At 65.4% G+C, this 21,837-nt stretch carries 13 protein-coding genes, 1 pseudogene and 1 riboswitch; of the genes and pseudogenes, 5 read left to right on the plus strand and 9 right to left on the minus strand.

The window, feature by feature from the left end; genetic code table 11:
• Positions 1–132: 132 nt before the first annotated feature.
• Together J7360_RS02830 and J7360_RS02835 are read right to left on the minus strand one after the other, a co-directional pair.
• Positions 133–1,743 (minus strand): histidine-type phosphatase, encoded by a 1,611-nt coding sequence (locus tag J7360_RS02830; protein ID WP_057660526.1) that lies wholly within the window; start codon positions 1,741–1,743, stop codon positions 133–135.
• Positions 1,733–4,504: a TonB-dependent receptor gene (locus tag J7360_RS02835; RefSeq protein ID WP_007962759.1), complete on the minus strand. Its 2,772-nt coding sequence runs from the start codon at positions 4,502–4,504 to the stop codon at positions 1,733–1,735. The genes J7360_RS02830 and J7360_RS02835 overlap by 11 nt, the downstream gene beginning before the upstream one ends.
• On the opposite strand from J7360_RS02835, the pseudogene J7360_RS02840 reads away from it, so the two are divergent.
• Positions 4,503–4,828, plus strand: a pseudogene (locus J7360_RS02840) (hypothetical protein); the annotation flags it as partial. The gene J7360_RS02835 and the pseudogene J7360_RS02840 overlap by 2 nt on opposite strands.
• 146 nt (positions 4,829–4,974) lie before the next feature.
• Here J7360_RS02840 and J7360_RS02845 read toward each other — a convergent pair.
• From J7360_RS02845 to J7360_RS02870, 6 genes are all read right to left on the minus strand, one after another.
• Entirely contained in the window at positions 4,975–6,177 is a 1,203-nt protein-coding gene (locus J7360_RS02845; protein ID WP_209033216.1) for an OmpA family protein, read from the minus strand.
• Between the two features lie 141 nt (positions 6,178–6,318).
• Positions 6,319–8,313 (minus strand): alpha/beta hydrolase, encoded by a 1,995-nt coding sequence (locus J7360_RS02850; RefSeq protein ID WP_209033218.1) that lies wholly within the window; start codon positions 8,311–8,313, stop codon positions 6,319–6,321.
• Complete coding sequence (locus tag J7360_RS02855; RefSeq protein WP_209033220.1) at positions 8,310–9,353, minus strand: DUF4105 domain-containing protein; 1,044 nt, start codon at positions 9,351–9,353, stop codon at positions 8,310–8,312. The genes J7360_RS02850 and J7360_RS02855 overlap by 4 nt, the downstream gene beginning before the upstream one ends.
• The gene (locus J7360_RS02860; protein WP_005910834.1) at positions 9,350–9,922 is read right to left on the minus strand and encodes a TetR/AcrR family transcriptional regulator; all 573 of its coding nucleotides are present in this window, start codon (positions 9,920–9,922) and stop codon (positions 9,350–9,352) included. Before J7360_RS02860 ends, J7360_RS02855 begins: the two co-directional genes overlap by 4 nt.
• Positions 9,923–10,059: 137 nt before the next feature.
• Complete coding sequence (gene ppc, locus J7360_RS02865; RefSeq protein WP_057660535.1) at positions 10,060–12,774, minus strand: phosphoenolpyruvate carboxylase; 2,715 nt, start codon at positions 12,772–12,774, stop codon at positions 10,060–10,062.
• Between the two features lie 285 nt (positions 12,775–13,059).
• Positions 13,060–15,594 (minus strand): prolyl oligopeptidase family serine peptidase, encoded by a 2,535-nt coding sequence (locus tag J7360_RS02870; protein ID WP_057660538.1) that lies wholly within the window; start codon positions 15,592–15,594, stop codon positions 13,060–13,062.
• A 125-nt stretch (positions 15,595–15,719) separates the two neighbouring features.
• A riboswitch (S-adenosyl-L-homocysteine riboswitch) is annotated at positions 15,720–15,832 on the plus strand.
• A gap of 31 nt (positions 15,833–15,863) precedes the next feature.
• Between J7360_RS02870 and ahcY the strand changes: the two genes are divergently transcribed.
• A complete protein-coding gene (gene ahcY / locus J7360_RS02875) occupies positions 15,864–17,306 on the plus strand; it encodes an adenosylhomocysteinase (RefSeq protein WP_005921033.1) in 1,443 nt (480 codons plus the stop codon).
• A 215-nt stretch (positions 17,307–17,521) separates the two neighbouring features.
• Here the strand turns inward: ahcY and J7360_RS02880 are convergent, their stop codons facing one another.
• A complete protein-coding gene (locus tag J7360_RS02880; RefSeq protein WP_057660542.1) occupies positions 17,522–18,283 on the minus strand; it encodes a class I SAM-dependent methyltransferase in 762 nt (253 codons plus the stop codon).
• A 430-nt stretch (positions 18,284–18,713) separates the two neighbouring features.
• On the opposite strand from J7360_RS02880, the gene J7360_RS02885 reads away from it, so the two are divergent.
• Genes J7360_RS02885 through J7360_RS02895 form a run of 3 tightly spaced genes read left to right on the plus strand, consistent with a single transcriptional unit; the run spans position 18,714 to position 21,677 of the window.
• Positions 18,714–20,051 carry a cytochrome P450 gene (locus J7360_RS02885; protein WP_081027593.1) on the plus strand — a complete coding sequence of 446 codons (1,338 nt, stop codon included), beginning with the start codon at positions 18,714–18,716 and terminating at the stop codon, positions 20,049–20,051.
• Between the two features lie 10 nt (positions 20,052–20,061).
• Entirely contained in the window at positions 20,062–20,976 is a 915-nt protein-coding gene (locus J7360_RS02890) for a sulfotransferase domain-containing protein (RefSeq protein ID WP_209033222.1), read from the plus strand.
• Positions 20,973–21,677 (plus strand): sulfotransferase family protein, encoded by a 705-nt coding sequence (locus tag J7360_RS02895; protein WP_007973176.1) that lies wholly within the window; start codon positions 20,973–20,975, stop codon positions 21,675–21,677. The genes J7360_RS02890 and J7360_RS02895 overlap by 4 nt, the downstream gene beginning before the upstream one ends.
• Positions 21,678–21,837: the final 160 nt, after the last annotated feature.

Here is a 21,837-nt window from a genome sequence, read left to right on the forward strand (position 1 = left end):
TTGCGGGAGAAGGGACAACGACGCCGCCGCCGCTCAAGCCCCTCTCCCCGCGGAAGAGGGGTTGGGGTGAGGGTACGGGGCGAAGCCACATGCCATGTGGACCACCGCAGAACAGCGGTCGCGAACCTGTTGCTATCGATCGAGCTGTAACTGCTGTTCAAGCGCCATCGCAAAATCCGCCAATGGGCAGGCCATACGTTGCTCCGGAGCGCACAAGCCCAGCGACAGTTCCTGCTGCAACGGCGGATGGGCCAGATCCAGCGGTGCCAGGGTGCGCAGTTGATCCAGCGATTGGGCCAGGTATTGGGCGCGCACCACCCGCTCGCCGCCGGGTTCGCGCCACAGACCAAGCAACAAGGCGCCGCCCGGTGGCGGGTCGTCGGCGCCGTAGCCGGGCAGATGGAAATGCACATCCAGCAGGCCGCTCAACGCGGCGATGTGGGTGTCGCTGCCGACGAACACCGAGACCTTCGGCGCCTGCGCGTCGCCGAAACGTTGCAAGACCTCGCGCGCCAGCGGTGCGCCCGAACGCGAGGCCATGTAGTGCGGCCGTGCGTAAATGTCGAACAGCAATGCGTGCAAGCGTGAGACCTGGGCCAGGCGCTCGGGCGTCGCACGGCCCCAACCGACCTGCGCGAGCGGCAGGCCCTCTGCGTATTGCAGCAGCAACACCTCGCCGGTGCCGGAGGTCAGGTCAATGGGCCCACCTAACTTAAGCCCGCGCCCGTTTGCCGACGGCGCCAGCGTGGAAGGCATCTGCGCGAAATCGCAGGGCGTGCGCGTACAGCCCAGAATCTGCTGCAGTGCCTGCAGCTCGGCAGCATGGCCTTGCAGCAAGGCGGCAGGGCCTCCGGTCTGTTGCTGGATCGATGCGACCGCTGCCGCCGCATCGAACGGCAACGTGCCGGCTTCGATCGGTCGAAACAGCGGGTCGTTGCTGCCAGCCTCCCGATGCCCGGCGACGACGCCGCAGCCGGGTGCGAGCGCGTCGGCCAGCAGGGCGCCACTCTCGATGGTGCGTTGATCGGTATTGGCCCACACCGACATGCTGCCGGTTGCCGGACACCCGCTGCGCGGCAACAGCGCCTGCTGCACCAACCACTGGCGCAGATACTCGCCACTCAAACGCACGCCTTGACGACCATGCGGAGTGAGCAGGCTGGCAGGCGTGGACCACTGCGGCCAGGGTTGGTCGGCATAGTGCGCGGCGGCCGCCTCGCCTTGCAGCGGCGCGCGCACGCCATGCCGGAACACCACCACGACGCGCTCCAGCTGCGCGGTCTGCGCGGATGCCGGCGCTTCGGTGCCCACCTGTTTGCCGGCGGTGCCGTTCGATTGATCGCCACTGCGTGTGGATGCGCGCGCTGTGGACACGCTCGGGATCGATGCGGTGCAGCCGCCCAACGCCAACGCAGCCGCCAACACCAGGCACAGCACGCTGCCGGTTGCCACCGGCGTGCCACGGGGCGTACAAGCCCTCGGTGCAATGCCGACCCACTGCCTGCGCCTTGCCTGCCGCGTGGGTGCCGCGATCCCCATCGCGGCACCCACGCTCGCGACAACGCGGGCAGCCCATCCCAGCTCCCCACCGCTGGCCGGCAACGCGCGTTGCAATGCCCACTGCCCCGTTCCATCGCAAGCGCGTGCGCGGTCTGCGCCATGCCGCGCGTCCGTCATGACATCTGCATCTTGCTGCGCGCCTGGCAGGTCGGCGCATGCGAATCGTGCGCGCTCAGAACACATACTTGGCGGTCAACAGGCTGGTCATGCCGGAATCGACGATGTCGGAGATCGCATCGGTCTCGTGGCCGACGTGTGCCCAGTAGCTGTGCTGCTTGGTGAGGTTGGCCACCGACAGATCCACGCGCAGGTGATCGTTCGGTGCATAGCCCAGATGCAGGTCCACGCGGGTGATCGGCTTGATCCACAGGTTGTCCCAGTTTGCGCCCTGATTGAGATAGTCGTACACCGACACGTATTGGCCGGAGTAGTGATAGCTCAGGTTGACCGACCACGGCCCCTTTTCGTAGAACAGCTCCGCATTGGCGAGCAGGTTCGGCGCGTTCTGGATACGTTCGTGCGCGAAACCTTCTTCTCCCAGGTCCACCCGCGTGGTCTGGCGGGTAATGTTGGCACCGATGCCGAAGCCATCCAGCGGTGCGGGCAGGCCCTGGAAGGTTTGCCGCACGGCCGCTTCGATGCCCAGCACGCGGCCGTCGCCGCCGTTTTGCGGACGTACGAAACGGATAGTGCCGCTTTCGCTTTCGCCGGCATTGGCGGCGTTCGAACCGCTCTCGTAGATGTAATCGGTGAGGCGCTTGTAATAGCCGGCCAGCATGGCGTGGCCGCCGCTGTCGTTCTGCCATTCGCCCGACAGGTCCACGTTGAGCGACTTGATCGGTTTCAGATCCGGGTTGCCTTCGGTGATGGTGGTCTGGCCATCGCTGGAGATGTCGGTGGAGCGGCCGCCGCCCAGTTGTACGAAGGCCGGGCGCGTGTAGCTGGTCCACACCGAGCCGCGATACACCGCGCCATCGCCATCGGGCCGGTAATTGACGAACACGCTGGGCAAGGCGACGTTGTAGCGCGTGTGGTTCTTGGCGAATGCGCCGACCTGCTCGGCACCGTTGATGGCGGCCGGCTGCGCCCAGAACGTGTTGGTGATGGCGGTATGTTCGAAGCGTACGCCGGGCAGGATTTCCCAGTTACCGCTGCGCAAGGTGGCCATTGCATAGGCAGCGCTCACCGCTTCGGTGGCGCGCATGGTATTGCAGTTGAGGTTGTTGATCGCCAACTGGCCGCAACTGTCGAAGCTGGCGGGGGTGAGCGTGCGTGCGATCAGGTCGTTGAGCGCTGCATTGCTCAGGCGCACGGTGGGAAACGCGTATTGGCCTGGATAAACCGCATCGTAGCGCTGCGCGATCAGGCCGGTATCGCGCAACAAGGTACCGTCGGTGTACTTGGCATTGGTCCAATCGCGATCGGTAAAGCTGCGCGAGCTGTCGACATACTTCACGCCAAAGGCAATGCGGCTGAGCAGCCCCGCATCGACGTCATATGCCACGTCGAACTTGCCGCCGCCCTTGTCCTGGCCGCTGTATTGCTTGGAAATCTGCCCGGTGCGTCGCGCATACAGGCTACCCACGTCCGAGGCCTGCGCCTGCATGGCCGGGGTGAGCAATGGAATCGGGAAACCATCGCCGTTGTAGCTGATGAAACGGTTGGCGCCGTAGGCGAAGTTGGTCGAACTGTACTGGTCGTTGCGCGCGGAGATTTCCACGTGATCCGGGCGGTCGTTATTACCGGTGCCGTAGAAGATGTTGGGCGCGAATGTCCAATGTCCAAACTGCTTTTCTGCGCCGAACTGCACGGTGGCAAGGTCGGCCTGTTCCGGGTTGGTTTCGTACCAGTAACGCACTGCGACGCGATTGATCTGCGGCTGATACACGCCGCTGCTGCCGATTTGCGTGAAGCTGACATTGGCCGGCACGAACTGCGTGTAGCCGGTGTTCTGCTCGGTCTTGGCGAAGGCGTAGGTCATGCGTGCATACAGATGCAAGCTGGGATCCACGCGCCAATCGAAGGCCGCGTTGCCGCCGTAGCGGCGTGTATCGCCCTGCGAGTAACCGATATTGACGCCAGTGCTCTGCAGGACCTCTTGCGGGTCGGCGCCGGCGGCCAGATTGCCGCTGGCATCGGCACGTGCGAATTTCCATGCGCCATCGTTGCGTGCAGCCGAGGCAGAGGCCACTTCGCTGTTCACGAAATGGCGCTCGTCGTAGTACGCACTGACCGACACGCCGAACTGCCCGGCATCGCCGAAACGCGCATGCCAGTCGCCGGCTGCGCCACTGCCCAGCCCGGAATCGCCGTAGTCGCGTGCACGGCTTTCCAGGCGTCCACTCAAGGTCACGCTGCCGCCCTGGCGATCGGGCGAATCGAATGCGCTGGGCGTGCGGTAATCGATGGTGCCGCCGATCGCATCGCCGTCCATGTCGGCGGTGGAGGTCTTGTTCAACACGATGGTCTGCAGGCCCGAAGGCGGCAGCAGGCTCAATTGCACGCCGCGGCTGTACGGCATGCCTTGCGCGACGTTGATGCCGTTGATCAGGTTGACGTTGTATTCGGCATTGAGGCCGCGCACCGATGAGAACATGCCCTCGCCGCGCGCGGCGCCGTCGATGCCGCCGAAATACGACTGCCCGGTATTGATCACGTTGACGCCCGGCATCAGGCCCAGCGCTTCGGCGACGTTGTGCACGGCGGTGGTCTTGAGATCATCGGCCGACAACACGTTGACCGTATTGGTGGCGGCCATCTGCATGTCGGTCGCGTTATAGCGCGTGGCGGCGACAGTGACCTTGTCCAGCGTGGCCATCTCGCCCTGTGCGGGCGTGGTGGCCTGCGTCTGTTGGGCCGCAGCATGGCCGTACAGGGCGCACAACGACAAACACAGCGCCTGCGACAACCGCGAAGGACGCAACAGCGAACAACGAACGATCATGAGCGAATCCGATGAATGCAGCAGCGCACCAAGACTGCGCCGCCGCGAATGTGAGGAAGCGACGCAGCCAGCGGAGGCGGAACTGCATCAGGCCTGCAAGCAGGCGCCGCGCATGGTGGTGATGCGGCATGTCAGTTTGGTGACCGTAATTGCGAACATGACAAATGCGCGCAACGCATGCGCAAGTCCGCACAGTCGTTGCCGTATGGAGGCGAAAATTGTCGACGGAGTGCGCTGCCTGCCTGGCGCATACATCCACCGACAGCAGGGCATGCGCGCTGGCGACGCGATGCACGGGCCCTGGTTGTGGCGCAGACGCATCTCAATCATGTGATGGTTGCGCACGCGGACGGCGGGTGTAGCCGGCAGCCTCCGGCCACCAGCCAGCCTGCGACCGACGCGCGTCACGGTGCACGCGAGGCAATCGGCACCAACGCGGTCAAGCCCGCTCCGCGCCCGCCACGCCTGCGTCAGGTACGCAGGAAGATCTCCACCCGTCGATTGAGCTGCCGCCCGCCCGGGTTGTCCTGGCCGTTGACGGTATTGGGCGCCACCGGCTGCGATTCGCCATAGCCCTTTGCGTTGGCCGACTGCGCGGCGCCACGGGCGCGCAACGCCGCCAGCACGGCATTGGCGCGGCGCTCGGACAGCGCCTGGTTGTAATCATCGCTGCCCTTGGCATCGGTGTGCCCGCGCACCTGCATGTCTTTTGCCGTGACCTTGCTCAGTGCGGCGCCCAGGGTGTCGAGCACGCGCGCCGCGTCGGCGCGGATGTCGGATTTGTCGAAGTCGAACAGGATGCGGTCGTTCAGGGTGATCAGGTAACCGCAGGGTGTGCCGGGCGGCACGAACTTTTGCAGCGGCGGGAAGCGGCCTGCTGGCGGCACTTTCGGTAATGGTGGCATGCGGACTTCGCGCGGCGGCGTACCGAGCGTGCCGGTGCCGTCGCCGCGGTTCTGCACCAGGCCATCAGGACCGTTCCAGGTGCCCGAGCCGTCGGCGTTGATGGTGACCAGCCCGCGTGGCCCGTTCCAGATGCCGCTGCCATCGCCGCGATTGTCGACAAGCCCGCTCTTTTCGCTGTTCCAGGTGCCGGCGCCCTTGCCGTCCAGACTGATCAAGCCGGCCGGGCCGTTGTAGGTGCCGCCACCATCAGACTGCACATCGATGAGCGCCCCACCGGACCCACCGTCGCCGGTCGCATTGATGGTGCCGCTGCCATCGGCATTGACGTTGACCAACCCGCCCTCGAAGTTGGCGGTGCCACTGCCGTCGGCCTTGAGATCGAACAGGCCGCCCTCGCCATTGCGCACCAGGTTGCCGTTGGCGTCGACGCTGGTGATGCCGGCATCGGTGATCAGGTTACCGCCATCGCCGCAGCGTGCCGGGGCCAGGCTGACGCCTTGGATCGGGTCGAGAATGTCCTGCAGCGATGCTTCCAGTGCACGTTGCGCGGGAGTGACGCCGACGATGTCGGGCACCACGATGGTCGGGATGGCCGGAAATTCCGGTGCGGCCTGGTCGACCGCCGCTGCAGCGTTGGATGCGCCCGCAGGCTGCACCGGTGCAGGGCCGGTTGCACTGACAGCAGCGCTGGCGTCCTTTGGAGCTTCGCCATGCCCGCATCCGACCAACAACACCGGCACCCACAACATCGCCGACCGCTTGCGCATCGCCTCTTCCTTGTTCGAGCCTGTACGAGACCCGCCTGGATAGCACGCGCGCGGTCAACATGGCGCTAAGACACGGGGCTCGCGGGCTGCATGCCGGTGCCGCCAGTGGAGCACGCGAATCTGGATCGGCCGACCTGCAGCCTAGCGGCCCGGCGCGTGCGAGGCCTGTTGCTCCGCCTGCAACTGCACATGCAGGATGCGGCGAATCTCCAGAATGGCCTGCGGCGTTTCCTGCACGCTGTGCCAGGAGGTCACCACCAGTTCCGAGGCCGCGCCATCCAGATGCGCGCTGCGATACGGCACCAGGCCGTCGTCGGAATCGGCCAGTGGTACCTGCGGCTTCTCGCGCCCGATGATGGTGTGGTACTGCACGTTTGGAGAGATCGGCAGGTCCATCGTGGCGCGCACGAACGGATCGGTGTCGCGCAGGTTGTCGATGCTGGTGGGCACCAGCGCGCGGTCTTTGCGGCGGGGAGCGCCGCCCGGATCGTCGCGTTCGCTGTTGGCCAGGTCCTGCATCACATCGCCGAAGCGATCCAGCAACGCGCCCGGCAGGCGTATCAATTTACCGACAAACCGCCCCAGCCCGCCCTCGGCCAATGGCGTACCGCGATGCGGCGCGGCGATGAAGATGGCGCGGTCGACTTGCGGCATCGGCGAGAAGTGCAGCAATGGCCACAACTTGGCGCGGATACGCGCGCCGCGTTCGCCGTCCAGCCGGTAGTTCTGCAGCAGCGAATCCCACAATTGCTCACCAGAGGACGACACCAGCAACCGCCCGATCACCCCGCCCATGCTGTGCCCCACCAACACCATGTCGTGCGAGGCGATCGCACGGCCGGACGGATCGAAGTGCTGCAGGCTACGGTCCACCAGCGACTGAATTTCCGCACGAGTGATCGCCATCGGCGCATTGGTCGGGTAATACACCTGCCAGATCTGGTAACGCTGGCGCAGCGTTTCATCGCCCATCACTTCGTTGGCCACATTGACCCAGGCCTCCGGGCTGCTGGCCAAGCCGTGCAGCATCAGCAGCACGCGTCGGTCGGGATCGTAGGGCTGCATCAGATACAGGTGCGGACGATCGATACCGCGTGCGCTGCCCAGCATCGACCGCAGCGACTGCTCCGCAAATCCGGATTTGGCCAGCCACAATCCATACGCGGCAGTGAAGTTGCCGGACAGCGGCACCCGTTGACCATGCAGCACCACTTCGTTCTGGCGATACGGGTCGTACGGCACCACGGTGACCAGGTGGCTGCGCAACACCTCGGCGAGCGTCTCGCCCTCGAAACGCAGCAAGATCGTTGCCGGCGCGTACGGCATTTCGCTGAACGTCGGTAACGGGCGATCGGTCGCCGCACCCGCCGCGACAGCCTGCTGCAACGCCAGCCCAGCGGGGTCGCCAACCACTTGCGGGTCCACTTCCGCGACTAGCTCGGCGCCGAATCCATCGCGCCGGTAGGTGCTGCGCAGGCCATTGAAGCGCAGCGCCGAGGCGGCAAAGATCGCACGTGGTGCATTGCCGTCACCCGGCAGCCGGTAGGCGGACAGATCGACGTCGAGCTGCCAGCGCCCGACCGTGGTGGATGCCGGGGTGGTTTCGCCGGCTTGTTGCGACCGTGCGAACAGGCGCTCCACCACCTGCTGCACGGCGTAATTGTAGTAATCGCGCACCTGCGACTGGCGGTTCTCGAACGCCCGCGCGCTGGGCGCGCGCGCGGTAAAAAACAGGTACGCATACGCATGCCGCGCTGCTTCCAACCAGGCCTCCACCGCGGCATCGCTCATCGTGGTGGGGTTGCGCCCGCTCAGCGCGATGGCACGCGCGGTCCACAATTCCGCCTGCGTGGCCAAACGCCGCTCATCGCCGATACCGCCCTCACTGGTGAGCTGCTGCAGGCACGGCAGCGGTGCGGTGCGGCAAGCCTTGGGCTGCAGGCCGGCAACCTGCAAGGTCTCGCTGCCGGACTGACTCAATTCACCGGTGCTCAGCACATCGCCACGCGTTTGCGCGATGTAGTCGCCGCTGTTGCGCGACTGCACCGTCACCATGGCGCAGCCGCTCAACCACACACTTGCCAGCACTCCCGCCAGGAATGCGGCGGCACGGGACCGGGGCATGCGCGGCATCATCGTGGCGTGGTCGCTGTTGCGCCTGGCGCCGGCGCCGGCGCCAGCGGCATGCCGGCACGGATGCGCGCCGAAAAATCCGTGGCCTTGTCGGCGGCGATCGCACGCGCGGTGAAATGCCCGTGCTGCTTCAAGGTGGCGAAGGGATAACCGGGCATCAGGCCGTGATGGTCGTAGGCGTATTGGTCAACATAGCCGGACAGCAGGAGGCGGTGATCCAGCGGCAATGTGGGCTGCAATTGCCGCACCAGCGCAAATACGATCGTGGTGCAGTTGCTGGTGAGCGTGTTGTAGAACGCCGGCTTGCGATCGAGTTCGTTGGCCAGCTCCACGTAACCCATGAACATGCGGCGCAATCCGGCCTTGGGAATCACCAGGCGATACAGGTACATGTCTTCGCCACGCACGTTGGTGCGTACGCGCAGGATGTCGCGTTCGTCGGCGGCCACCAGGGTTTCTTCGAAACTGCGGAAGAATCCGCCCAACGCGGAAAACGATTCGCCACGTTGCTTGCGGATTTCCAGCGAAAACACCACGTGCGAACCGTCATCGAAGCCGAACGACACCAGCGTGTGCGCAATCGCCGGTCCCATCCAGTACGAGAGCGCAAGATCTGCGCTGACCAGGCGGTTCAGATCGTAGTGCCGCGTCTCCCAATGCGGCACGTAGTCGGTCTCGCTGCGCCAGTCGAAATTGCGCACGTTGTGCAGGGTGACGATGCTTCCCTGCACCTGCGGCTGCAGACGCTGGGCGACATCGTCGGCCCAGTCGCGGTCCTGGCTGGGCTGCATCATCCACCACGACACCGCAAGCACCACGAATGCGGCACTGAAGATGCCCACCAGGGCCCAGTTCTCGCGGCCGCGACGCAGCCCCCATAACGCTGCCACCGCCATCGCGCACCACGAGGCCACCCACCCGGCGCGGACGAAGGCGTTGCCGCTCAGTGCGTAATAAATCGCCAGGCCACCCCATCCGGCGGCCAGCACCAGCGCAACGCGCAGTGCCCAGCGACCGATGCGGGCGCGGGTGGCCGGTGTCATCGCGTGCCGCCTACGGGCACCTGCATGCCCAGCGCATGCATCAACAGATCGGCCGAGCGATGCGCAAGCCGTTTGCGTTCTGCCTCATCGTTGCCGCGCAGACAGCTCCCCAGCATGTCGATCACCAACAGCACTTGCTCCTCGTCGACATCGGCCCGGCACAGCCCGGCGTCGCGGGCGCGATGGACGAATGGCAGAAAGATGCCGACCGCACGCCGATCTGCTGCCTCCACCGCCGGGTGCGCGCGTTCGATCGAGCGCCAGAAATCCACCAGCGGCGACGACTGGGCGATGTGCTCGGCGACATCGTGCAGCAGCACCGCCAGGCCATCCGGACGGTCGGCGAGGTCGGCGGCAAGGCGCTCCAGCCCATCCAGGCCACGCGCCATCAATGCCGTCATCAGCGCCAGCCGATCGGGGAAATTGCGATAGAGCGTGGCGCGCCCCAATCCGGCGCGCTCCACCACCAGCTCTAGCGGGGCATTGACGCCATGTTCGCTGAACACCTCGTCGGCGGCATCGAGAATCTGCCGGCGGCGCAGCGCGGCATCGGGGCGGGAAGTCATCATGCCGGCATTATCGGACAGATTTGTCCGTTAACGCCAGAGTCCGCTTGCCGTGTGTGCGCGTTCTCCGACCAACGGCATGGTCGCCGTTGGCTTGCGGTGGATCTGTTCCCTGCCCGCCCCTGCAGCCGGGCCTGCAATCAGCCGGTGTTCTGCACGCCTTGCGAGACGCCATTGACGCAGGCCACCAGCGCACGCAGCAGCGCTTGGTCTTCGCCATCGGTGGCGCGCCAGCGTTGCAGCAGATCCACCTGCAGCACGCTGATCGGGTCGATGTAGGGATTGCGCAGGCGGATCGACAACGCCAGCCGCGGGTCGTGCTGCAACAGCGATCGTTGTTGCAGCAGCGCCTTCACCCAGCCCTTGGTCAATGCCAGTTCGTCGCCAATCAGCGGGAAAAACCGCGTGTGCAGGTCGCCGGACAAGCGCGAGAACAGCTCGGCGATGTTCAGATCGCCCTTGGACAAGACCATGGCGATGTCGTCCAGAAAGGTGCGGAAGAACGGCCAGTCCTGCGCCATTTCGCGCAAGGTATCTTCATGCCCGGCATCCACCGCCGCCTGCAGGCCGCTGCCCACGCCGTACCAGCCGGGAATCACCGCACGCGCCTGGCTCCACGCAAATACCCATGGAATCGCACGCAGGTTGGACAGCGCCGCGTCCTGGCCCAGCCGCCGCGACGGGCGCGAACCCAGCGTCATGCGTTCGATCACATCGATCGGCGTGGCCAGGCGGAAGTACTGCATGAACTCCGGCGCGCCAACGAAGGCGCGATACGCGACCGTGCTGCGTTCGGCCACCAGATCCATCACCGGGCGCCAACGCGCCTCCCGCGGCTCGGGCGCACGCGGGCGCAGGCTCGAGAGCAACACCGCGCCGGTCATCTGCTCCAGCGAGCGCAACGCCAATGCGCGAATGCCATATTTGCGGTGGATTACCTCGCCCTGCTCGGTGACGCGCAAGCGTCCATCCACGCTGCCGCGCGGTGCGGCATCCAGCGCGCGGCTGGTCTTGCCGCCGCCGCGCGCGATCGAGCCGCCACGGCCGTGGAAGAAGGTGAGCCGTACGCCCAGCTCGGCGGCCGCTTCCAGCAGCTCGACCTGCGCGCGTTGCAGACCCCAGCGCGAGGCGGCGATGCCGCCGTCCTTGCCGCTGTCCGAATAGCCCAGCATCACCATCTGGGTATCGCCGCGCGCGGCCAGATGCTGGCGATAGACCGGGTCGGCCAGCAGGTCCTGCACGGTGCCGGTGCCACCACGCAGATCGTCCACGGTTTCGAACAGCGGCACGATATCCAGCGGCACAGCGCCGGCGTTGTCGACCAGGCCGCCACGACGCGCCAGTGCCAGCACGGTCAAGACGTCGGCGCGGTTATGCGCCATCGAGATGATGTAGCTGCCCAATGCATCGGCGCCGTGGCGCGTACGTGCATCGGCAAGCGCGGCGAATACCGCATCCAACCGTGCATTGCCTTCATCTTCCACGCGCGGCAAGGGGTCTTGCCCTGCGGCATACGGGCCGAGCACGGCGGCGCGCTGGGCGGCGTCCTGTGCGTCCCAGTCGGTCTGGTCCAGGGCATCGGCCACTGCGCGCGCATGCACGCTCGATTCCTGGCGCACGTCCAGCCGCGCCAGATGGAAACCAAAGCTGCGCACGCGCCACAACAGGCGTCGTACCGCGAACCACCCGGCATGCAGGCCCTTGTTGGCCTGCAGGCTGTCCAGGATCAGCTGCAGATCGTGTTCGAGCTCCGATGGAGCGGCATAGGCACCATCGGCATCGTCCAGGGTGGCCTGCAGGCGCGCGCGCATCAGGTCGTTGAGCAGGCGGTACGGCATGTCGCCATGGCGCGGGCGCGAACGCGCGGCGGCGTCGGGGAGCAACGCGCGGTAGCGTTCCAGCTGCGCGGTGAGTTCGCCGCTCACCTGCACCAGCGTGGTCGATTGGCTGAGCAGGCTGGCCAACTGCCAGAGTTCTTTTTGATAGCGGTCCAGCACCGCGCGCCGCTGCGCGTCCAGCGTCCCGGCGATGGTGGTGGCATCCACGTTGGGATTGCCGTCCATGTCGCCGCCCACCCAGGTGCCGAAGCGCAGCAGGCGCGGCAATGCCGGCACGCTACCGTAGGTTTCTTCGATGGCGTGTTCGAGCGTTTCGTACATCACCGGGACGATGCGGTAGAGCACCTGGGTGAGGTAGAAGCCCACATGCTCGCGCTCGTCGTCCACGGTGGGGCGCACCGGCGAGGAATCGGCGGTCTGCCACGACGCGGTCAGGGCCATGCGAAAGCGCGCGGCATCGCTGGCGCGTTCGTTGGGCGTGCGCATGCCGTCCAGGTTGTCGACCAGGCTGGCGACCATCAGCTGCTCTTTCTCCAGCAGCGCGCGCCGTACCGCCTCGGTGGGATGCGCGGTGAACACCGGCTCCACGTCGATGCGCGGCAACCATTGGCTGAGTTCGTCCAGGGTCACGCCCTGCGCCTTGAGCCGGCGCAATGCGTCGTGCAGGCCATCGGGCTGCGGCGTGTCGGTGCCGCTCCGCTGGTATTCGCGACGGCGGCGGATGCGGTGCACGCGCTCGGCGATATTGACCACCTGGAAATACGTACTGAATGCCCGGACCAGCGCTTCGGCGTCGCGCGGCTCGCGCCCGGCCAATTGCTCGCTCAACGTGGACGGCGGGGCATCGCTTTCACGCCGCGAAATGGCGGTGGTGCGCACGCGTTCGATTTCATCGAGGAATTCCGCAGAGACCTGCTCGGCGAGCAGATCACCCACCAGTGCACCGAGCCGACGCACATCGTCGCGCAAGGGAAGATCGGGGGTAGCGAACACAAGACTGCTGCGGTACTCGTTCATCGGAAACGCACACCCTCTTCAAGCGCAAAGTCGTCGAAGACTAACCCAAAAGGATTAGATGATCGCGACGCGCAGGACGGTTTCAGACCAAACCATCCTGCATCAAGTGCCGCCCACGTTCGTGCGCGCCATTGGAATCCGTCGCCCGGCGCCGGCAAGCAATGCGTAGGAGCGCACCCGGGCGCGATGGAGCTTTACCGGTAACGCCTGGTCGCGCCCGGGTGCGCTCCTAGGTGCGGTGCGACGATCCGAGTTGCGTTCGCACCGCATTGCGCGCGCCGACGATCAACGCTTGGACGGCACTTCCGCCTGCGCGGGATCGCCGACATTGGTCTTCAACCACTGCTCGCTTTCGGCCAGCATCTGCATGATCGATTGCCGCGCGCGGTAGGCATGCGATTCGTTGGGCAACAGTACCAGGCGCGCAGTGCCGCCCAGGCCCTTGATCGCGGCGAACATGCGCTCGCTCTGGATCGGAAAGGTGCCGGTATTGTTGTCGTCCTGGCCGTGGATCAGCAGCAGCGGGTCCTTGATCTTGTCGGCGTAATTGAATGGCGACATCGCCTGGTACACCGATTGCGCCTGCCAGTAATTGCGCTCCTCGGCCTGGAAACCGAATGGAGTGAGCGTGCGGTTATAGGCGCCGCTCCGTGCGATGCCGGCCTTGAACAGGCGCGTGTGCGCGAGCAGGTTGGCGGTCATGAAGGCACCGTAGGAATGCCCGCCGATGGCGATGTGCTCGCGGTCGGTGACGCCGCGCCGCACCACTTCGTCCACGGCCGCCTGCGCATCGGCGATCAGCTGCGGCACATAGGTGTCGTTGGGTTCTGCATCGCCTTCGCCCACGATCGGCATGCTCGGGTTGTTGAGCACCACATAGCCGATCGCCAGAAACGCCTGCGGCCCCCAGTAACTGATCGCGTTGAAACGGTACGGCGAGTCGGTGACCTGGCTGGCGGTGTCGGCGCTTTTGAATTCGCCCGGGTAGGCCCACATCAGCAACGGCCGTGGGCCATCGCGCTTGGGGTCGTAACCAGGTGGCAGCAAGAGTGTGGCAGTGAGGTCCACGCCATCGGCACGCTTGTAGCGGATCTGCTCCTTCTGCACGCCGCGCAATTGCGGCAGCGGGTGTGCGAAGTGCGTCAACGCGCGCACCGCGGCGGCGCCATCGCCCAGCGATTGCACGACATAGTTGGCCGGTTCCTCCGGCGATTCGCGGCTGAGCAGCAGTTGCGTGGGCTGCGCGTCCAGCAAGGCCAGCGGTGCCGAATAGGCCGGCGCCTGCGAGTGGAACAGCCGTGTGGCCTGCTTGCTGCGCAGATCGAATCGATCGACGAAGGGGCGATCGCCTTCCGGCGAAGCGCCCTTGCCGAACAGGAACAGACTGTTGCCATCGCTGCTGGTCTGCAGCAGCGGGTGGCCCTTGCCGTCGGCCACCGTCGCCGGCGTGCCCGGGTCCTTGTAGCGGTCCTGCGAGGAGCGGTCCCACAACAGTTCGGGCGCGCGTTGCGGTTGATCCGGTGCGATGCGCCATTGCTTGGTGCGGCAAGTCTTCCACCAGCTTTCGCTCAAGATCGCCAGATCGCCGCGGCCCCACTGGATGCCTTCGAACCGGCTGCCCAACTGCGCCAGCGTCACCGGTGTGCGGTTGAACGGCGCGGCCTGCATCCGCACCGCATCGCGGACCTTGCTCTCGCGTGCCGGGTCGCCACCGTCCTGCGCTTCGGCCCACACCAGCGTGGCCGGTGCATCGTGCCGCCAGGCGATATCGCGCACCCCGACCGGTACCGCGTCGTTACCGGTCGGCAGGCCTTCCACCAACGACAGCTGCGCGATCTGGCGCACCAGTTTGCCCTGCAGGTCCAGCACCTCGATGCGGCGCGCGAAGTTGTCAACCGGCACCAGATACGAGAACGGCCGCTCGCTGCGTTCGCTCAGGATGTAACGGCCATCCGGCGACACCGACAGGTTGAGATAGATGCCCGGCGTGGCGATCGGGCGCACCTGCCCGGCCACCGTGACGATGATCGGCTGGCCGGTGGCGTAGTACTCGAACACGCGCGCATCGGCTTCATTGCGCAGCAGATCCTGGTAGGTGGGCAGCGAGCGCACCCCGGCGGCCGCACTGGTCTGCTGGGTGGCCGGGCCGGTCGGCGTCGCATCGCGGCTCGGTGGCGTGCCCTGCCCGGCGACTTGCTGCTGCAGCAGCAAACCGCTGCCATCGGGCAACCAACGCACGTCGTCGTTGACGCTGGTGTTCAAGCCGGCCACCAGCCGCCGCGCCTGCCCGGCCGCCACGTCTACCAGCCACAGTTCGTTGGCACCGCTGGCAGCATCTTCGCGGCGGAACGCCAGATGGCGTTGGTCGGGCGACCAGCTCAGATCGGCCAGCGACAACGGCGAGGGCAACCCGGCGATCTGCCGCTCGCTGCCGTCGGCCACCGATAGCAGCCACAGCTTGCTGGCGAACGAAAAGCGGCTGGCCGCGAAGGTCTTCGGATGGATGCGCAGGCCGGCCAGCTTCAGCTCCGGCTGGGCCACCTCGGCGATGTCCGGCAGTGCCGGCAGTTGCAGCATCGCGGCCAGATCGCGCCTGGGCGAGAGCTGCAGCAGCGGCGCACGCGGGGCGTCCACCACCGCCTGCAGCGCCTTGGAGGGCAGTTGATAACCGCCGCCTGGCGCAGGGCCTGGTTGCACGACTGCCACATTGGTCGCGGCCGGGCTAGCCGCCCCGGCCATCACCGGTGCGCTCAATGCCAGCGCCCCTGCCAATGCCCATGTGTGCTGCCGCCAGCCTTGCGCATGCCGTTTCGCCCGCATTGTCCGTCCCCGCTGATGATCGACTCCGGACCATAGCAGCCGCCTGTCGGCCGCTCCCCTGCCGTTGGTAGGGGGTCGGCCGCAATTCATGCCACGCGGGGGTGCTGCCGATATAATCGGGCCCTCTCGTCGAGGGGCGCTGCGACCGGTAGGGCGGACTGATCCGCTCACTGCACCACAGGTGCAGGTACACGGCCAGGCTCGACCAGCAGTTACCGTTCAACGGCGCCCGGCATTGCAGACATTCGTTTGCCTACCGGAGCCATTGCATGAACGCTGTCACAAAGATCACCCCGCACACCGACTACAAGATTGCCGATATCTCCCTGGCCGATTGGGGCCGCAAGGAGCTGGACATCGCCGAGCACGAAATGCCGGGCCTGATGTCGATCCGCCGCAAGCACGCGCAGACCAAGCCGCTGAAGGACGTGCGCATCACCGGCTCGCTGCACATGACCATCCAGACCGCCGTGCTGATCGAAACGCTCAAGGACATCGGTGCCGATGTGCGCTGGGCCTCGTGCAACATCTTCTCCACGCAGGACCACGCCGCCGCGGCGATCGCCGCGACCGGCACCCCCGTGTTCGCCTGGAAGGGCGAGACGCTGGAAGAGTACTGGGACTGCACCCTGGACGCGCTGACCTTCACCCTGCCCGACGGCACCCTCACCGGCCCCGAGCTGGTGGTGGACGACGGCGGCGACGTCACCCTGCTGATCCACAAGGGCTACGAGCTCGAAAATGGCAGCACCTGGGTGGACGAGCCGGCCTCCTCGCACGAGGAGGGCGTCATCAAGGCGTTGCTCAAGCGCGTCGCCGTGGAGCGCCCGGGCTACTGGGGCCGCGTGGTCAAGGACTGGAAGGGCGTCTCCGAAGAGACCACCACTGGCGTGCACCGCCTGTACCAGATCGCCGAAGCCGGCAAGCTGCTGATCCCGGCTATCAACGTCAACGACTCGGTCACCAAGAGCAAGTTCGACAACCTCTACGGCTGCCGCGAGTCGCTGGCCGATGGCCTCAAGCGCGCAATGGACGTGATGCTGGCCGGCAAGGTCGCCGTGGTCTGCGGCTACGGCGATGTCGGCAAGGGCAGCGCTGCCTCGCTGCGCGCCTATGGCGCCCGCGTGATCGTCACTGAAATCGACCCGATCTGCGCATTGCAGGCGTCGATGGAAGGCTTCGAAGTCAACACCATCGAATCCACCCTGGGCCGTGCCGACATCTACGTCACCACCACCGGCAACAAGGACATCATCACCGTCGAGCACCTGCAGGCGATGAAGGACCAGGCCATCGTGTGCAACATCGGCCACTTCGACAACGAGATCCAGGTCGATGCGCTCAAGGCGCTGAAGGACGTGCAGAAGATCAACATCAAGCCGCAGGTGGACAAGTACGTGTTCCCCAACGGCAACGCGATCTTCCTGCTGGCCGACGGCCGCCTGGTGAACCTGGGCTGCGCCACCGGCCACCCGAGCTTCGTGATGTCCAACTCGTTCGCCAACCAGACCCTGGCCCAGATCGACCTGTGGGAAAAGCGCGACACCTACGAGAAGAAGGTCTACATCCTGCCCAAGCACCTGGATGAAGAAGTCGCGCGTCTGCACCTGGAAAAGATCGGCGTGAAGCTGACCACCCTCACCAAGGACCAGGCCGACTACCTCGGCGTGGACGTGGCTGGCCCGTACAAGCCGGATCATTACCGCTACTGATCCATCGGCAAACCATCGCCATGCACACAAAACGGGCGCCGCAAGGCGCCCGTTTTGTGTGATCAGCGGGAACCATGCCTGACTGAGATGCTGTGCCACACCTGAGCTAGGTCAGCCTACCCCTCACCACCGCAAGCCCGTAGAAGCATCACCACAACCATCGGCCTGCCGGACTAGCCACCTTCCACCGCTTGCAGCGAAACAGCACCAGGGCCTCACTGCATGACTGTATCCGCCAACACGTACACCGAGATCTGGATGCGGCTGCGCGCGTCATACGGCTCGCGGCCCCAACCGCCCCATCGAGCGTGCAGTCGCAAACCCGCGATCTGCGCCATCAGGTCGAGTTCCGACGGCCAAACGTAGCGTCGACGCTCGGAAAAGATGCGCGTCCCATCCTCGCTCATGACGACCACCCGTTGATCGATTCGCTGTTTCACCGGATCGGGTTGCGAGCACACCAGCATGACGGCGGCGCCCTCGCTCTGCGTCTCCGGAAGGTCGAGCACCTGGCTTATCTTTCCGCTACCGTCGAACACTTCGGCGCCAGGGACCGCGCTCTGGATCACGAGCATGCCGTCGGGCGCAAGGCAACGCGTGGCATTGACGACGCAGCGCAACTGCTCGGCCTGGGTGAGCAGGTACCCAAACGAATTCACCGTGTAGATCAGACCAAACGCCCCACTCAACGGCATGTCGGCAAAATCAGCGCAGATCAGTTGTAGCTGATCGCTGCCAGGTTTGGTACGCAATACGTCGAGCATTGCGCGCGCATTGTCGATGCCGGTCACTGGCACGCCACATTGGGCCAACGGCAGTGCGATACGCCCGCTGCCGATGCCCAACTCCAGCGATGCACGTCCATCGGCGAGGTCGGCCAGGGTTTGCACGCATCGCTGCAGTGCCTGTGTCGGCCAACGATCATGGAAGCCATCGTAGAACGCAGCCATCCGATCGTATTGAGAATTGCCGGGCATACTGCGCGCTCGCGTTTAAAACAGTATGGCGATAGTACGCGGCGATGAAGCTGGGGCGTTCGCGGCGGAGACAATGAATCGAAATACTACGTCTACCGCGACGGGTTTGCGCAATCGGGTTTGACCAATGCAGGTCATAGCTAGTCTATTGACACGTCGCTGGACAACCATTCGTCCTCAACAACATTCCACAAATCAGCATGCCGTTGACTTCGACCTTACAAGGAGACCGTGATGAAACGTCTTTTTCATGCTCTGCGGCGCTGGATCCAGGCCATCGGCGGCCGCAAGCTCGGTTACATCTACACCTATTAACCTCCCACGCTGTCACGGGGGAGAGGCCTCCCGTGACAGCGTGGTATCGCTGCTGGTCCGCTCTGCGTCCATATAGCGCACCGCCTGCTGGGTCGTCGGCAACAGCCAAACACGCATGAACTCAGGTCGCAGGCACGCACTTCCCCCTGGCCCGGTTGGACACTGGGCATTCGGCAACCGCCGGCAGTTCTCTGAAGATCCCTTGGCGTTCCTGCAATCGTGCGCGCGCATGCATGGCGACGTGGTCAGGGTCGCAAGACACACGTATCTGCTCGCCGCACCGGCCACGATCGCTACGGTGCTGAGTGATGACGGGACGCTTTACGGCAAGACCGATCCTGACCCGAGCGCACGACGCGCGGCATTTCCCGCTTCGGTGATGAATAGCACTGGCTCAGTCTGGCGGCACAAGCGGCAGATGCTGCAGCCTGCGTTTCGTGCAGCCCTAGTGCGCGACTCTGCAGCACAGGCATCGGCTGCCACGATGGCGCTTCTACGCGACCAGTGCCAGTGCGTCGCTGCACAGGACATGCGCGCGCTGATGACTGAACTATGCGCGCAACTGGGCGCCGGCTTTCTGCTTGGGAATCCGGCACATGCACCTGACCTGCTGCGCATGCTGCCGATGGTCGATGCGATTCTGCAGCAGACGCGCGATCAATCCCCGGCGCCGGCATGGTGGCCATCGGCGCATCGACAGCGCATGCGCCGCGCACGCGCGGATCTCGACATGGCGCTGGAACAAATTTTGATGCGCGCCAGGCAGCAGCCCCCACATCCGGCATCGGTCCTGTCTCTGTTACTGGCCGACGCTGCACAAGGTGGCAGCGGCTGGTGCCGCGACGAGGCAGCGGCGATGCTGATGTCGGCGCTGGAACCGATGGCGGCCGCACTGACCTGGACCTTGCTGCTGCTTGCGCAGCATCCAAACGTGGCACGGCACGTTGCACAGGAAGCAGACGGACTGGACGACGCTGATACCGGCATCGGGTTGCTCGACCGCTTGCCGCAGGCGCGGGCCTGCCTGAAAGAGGCCATGCGCCTGTATCCGCCAGCCTGGATGACCGCGAGGATTGCGCAACGCGACACCTCTCTGGATGGCTTCCACGTCCCAAGCGGCACCCAACTGCTGATCAGCCCGTGGGTCGTACACCGCGACGAACGTCATTTTCCCGATCCGGAGGCTTTCCTGCCCGCACGCTGGCTAGACGACAGCGCCACCCATTCGCTGGCACGCTACAGCTACTTCCCATTCGGCGGCGGCCCACGTAGTTGCATCGGCAGCATGCTGGCCCTGACCCAGATGACCGCAGTCATCGCCACCGTGTTGCGTGCGCGCAGCCTGCATCTGGCTGCCGACGCTCACCCCACGCCGTTCCCTGCGCTCGTGTTGCGGCCACTGGATGTACGCATCGCACTGCGGCCACGACCCGACGACATCGCGTCTCGCTAGGCACCGCCACATGAACGATCCACAGATTCGTAAAAAGAGCAGGGAATATCCAAACCGATTCTTCGACTCCAGCGTCTGGAACGATCTGGCCCTGCGCGAAGGCGATATCGTGATCGCCAGTTATGCCAAGGCTGGCACGACCTGGCTGCAGCAGATCGTGGCGCAACTGATCTTCGGCGGCGAAGCGCAGGTTGATGTCTCGGCCATTTCACCCTGGGTCGACGGCGTTTATCCGGATAAGGCGAGCAAGCTCGCGCTGCTGGACGCGCAGAGGCACCGACGCTTCATGAAGACACACCTGCCAGCTGATGCACTGGTCACCAGCGCGCGTGCCAAGTATCTGTACATTGGCCGCGATGGACGCGACATTGCGCTGAGTCTGTATGACCACCAATGCGCGTTGAGCCAGGAGGCGCAGGCACGTCTGGATGCCGGCGGTGCCGAGCCCGGCAAGCTGCGCGTGCCGCCGCCACCGCGTCTGACGCGCGATGCCTATGTGGCGCATTGGCTGGAACATGATGGCGCGCCCTTCTGGCCGTTATGGGAAGGCGTCCGTTCGTGGTGGGAGCGGCGCGAAGATGCGAACGTGCTGCACCTTCATTACAACGACCTGCTCGACGACCTGCCCGGCGAGGTCCGCCGCATCGCCGCCTTTCTCGACATTCCAGTTCCACCCGGCCAATGGGACAGGATCGTGGCGCACTGCCGCTTCGACTACATGCGACAGCACGCCGCGCGCTACGTGCCGCACTGTACCGGGCTGTGGCGCGAAGGCGGCAAGGCATTCTTCAACCAGGGCCGCTGTGGCCGCTGGCGTACTGTCCTGCCGAGTGCACTCAGTCGCGCGTATGTGCAGCGCGCACATGCGGAACTCGGCGGAGACGCCGCGCAGTGGCTGGCCCACGGCCAGGCGCGAACGTCGTGAGCCTCCAACTTATTGGCGCCGGTCTGGGCCGCACCGGTACCCTCTCCCTGAAGCTGGCGCTTGAGCGGCTCGGTGTGGGCCGCTGCTACCATGCAATGGAACTGGCAGCGAATCTGCGTCAACACTTGCCGCGCTGGGAGGCGGCGATCGACGGGCACCCGGATTGGGACGCACTGTTCGCCGGCTATGCGGCGACGACCGACTACCCCGGCTGCTGTTTCTGGGAGGAATTGTCCGCGCACTTTCCGCACGCCAAGGTGATCCTGACCGTGCGCGATCCCGACGCGTGGTTCGATTCGGTCAGCGCGACGATCTTCTCCGGCGACGGCAGTGTGCCGTCGCTGTTTGGCGCCGATGGCCAACGCTTGAGTCGCTTCTTGCGTCGCGACATGGAGGCACGCCTCGGTGACCGTGCCTTCATGACCGATTACTTCCGTCGCTGGAACCAGAGCGTGATCGAGCGAGTACCGGCGCCTCGCCTCTTGCTGCTCGATGCCGACGCCGAATCGCACTGGGAACGCCTGTGCGCATTTCTGGGCTTGCCAGTGCCGGCGCTGCCGTATCCCCGCGTCCATGCCCGCGGCGTCGGTGGCGCACAGGCGCGTCGGCTGCCAACGGAGCCGGCACTGATCGAACACTGCATGCGCAACTATCTGGAACGGCTCGCCGAAGAGGCCTTCCTGCCACCGGCCGCCCCGTAACTGCTGCGGCGAGCATGGATCATGCTAGGCCAAACGCAGCGTCCAACGCGGCGAGCGCAGGCAGATGACACCAATCAGGTCTTCCATCAAAGCCGCTGCAGTCATGGACTGGTGGTGAACCACACCGGTGGCCTGTGGCGATCCGCCATTGCACTGCCAG

Source organism: Xanthomonas sp. D-99, from assembly GCF_017746145.1.
Classification (GTDB): domain Bacteria; phylum Pseudomonadota; class Gammaproteobacteria; order Xanthomonadales; family Xanthomonadaceae; genus Xanthomonas; species Xanthomonas cissicola.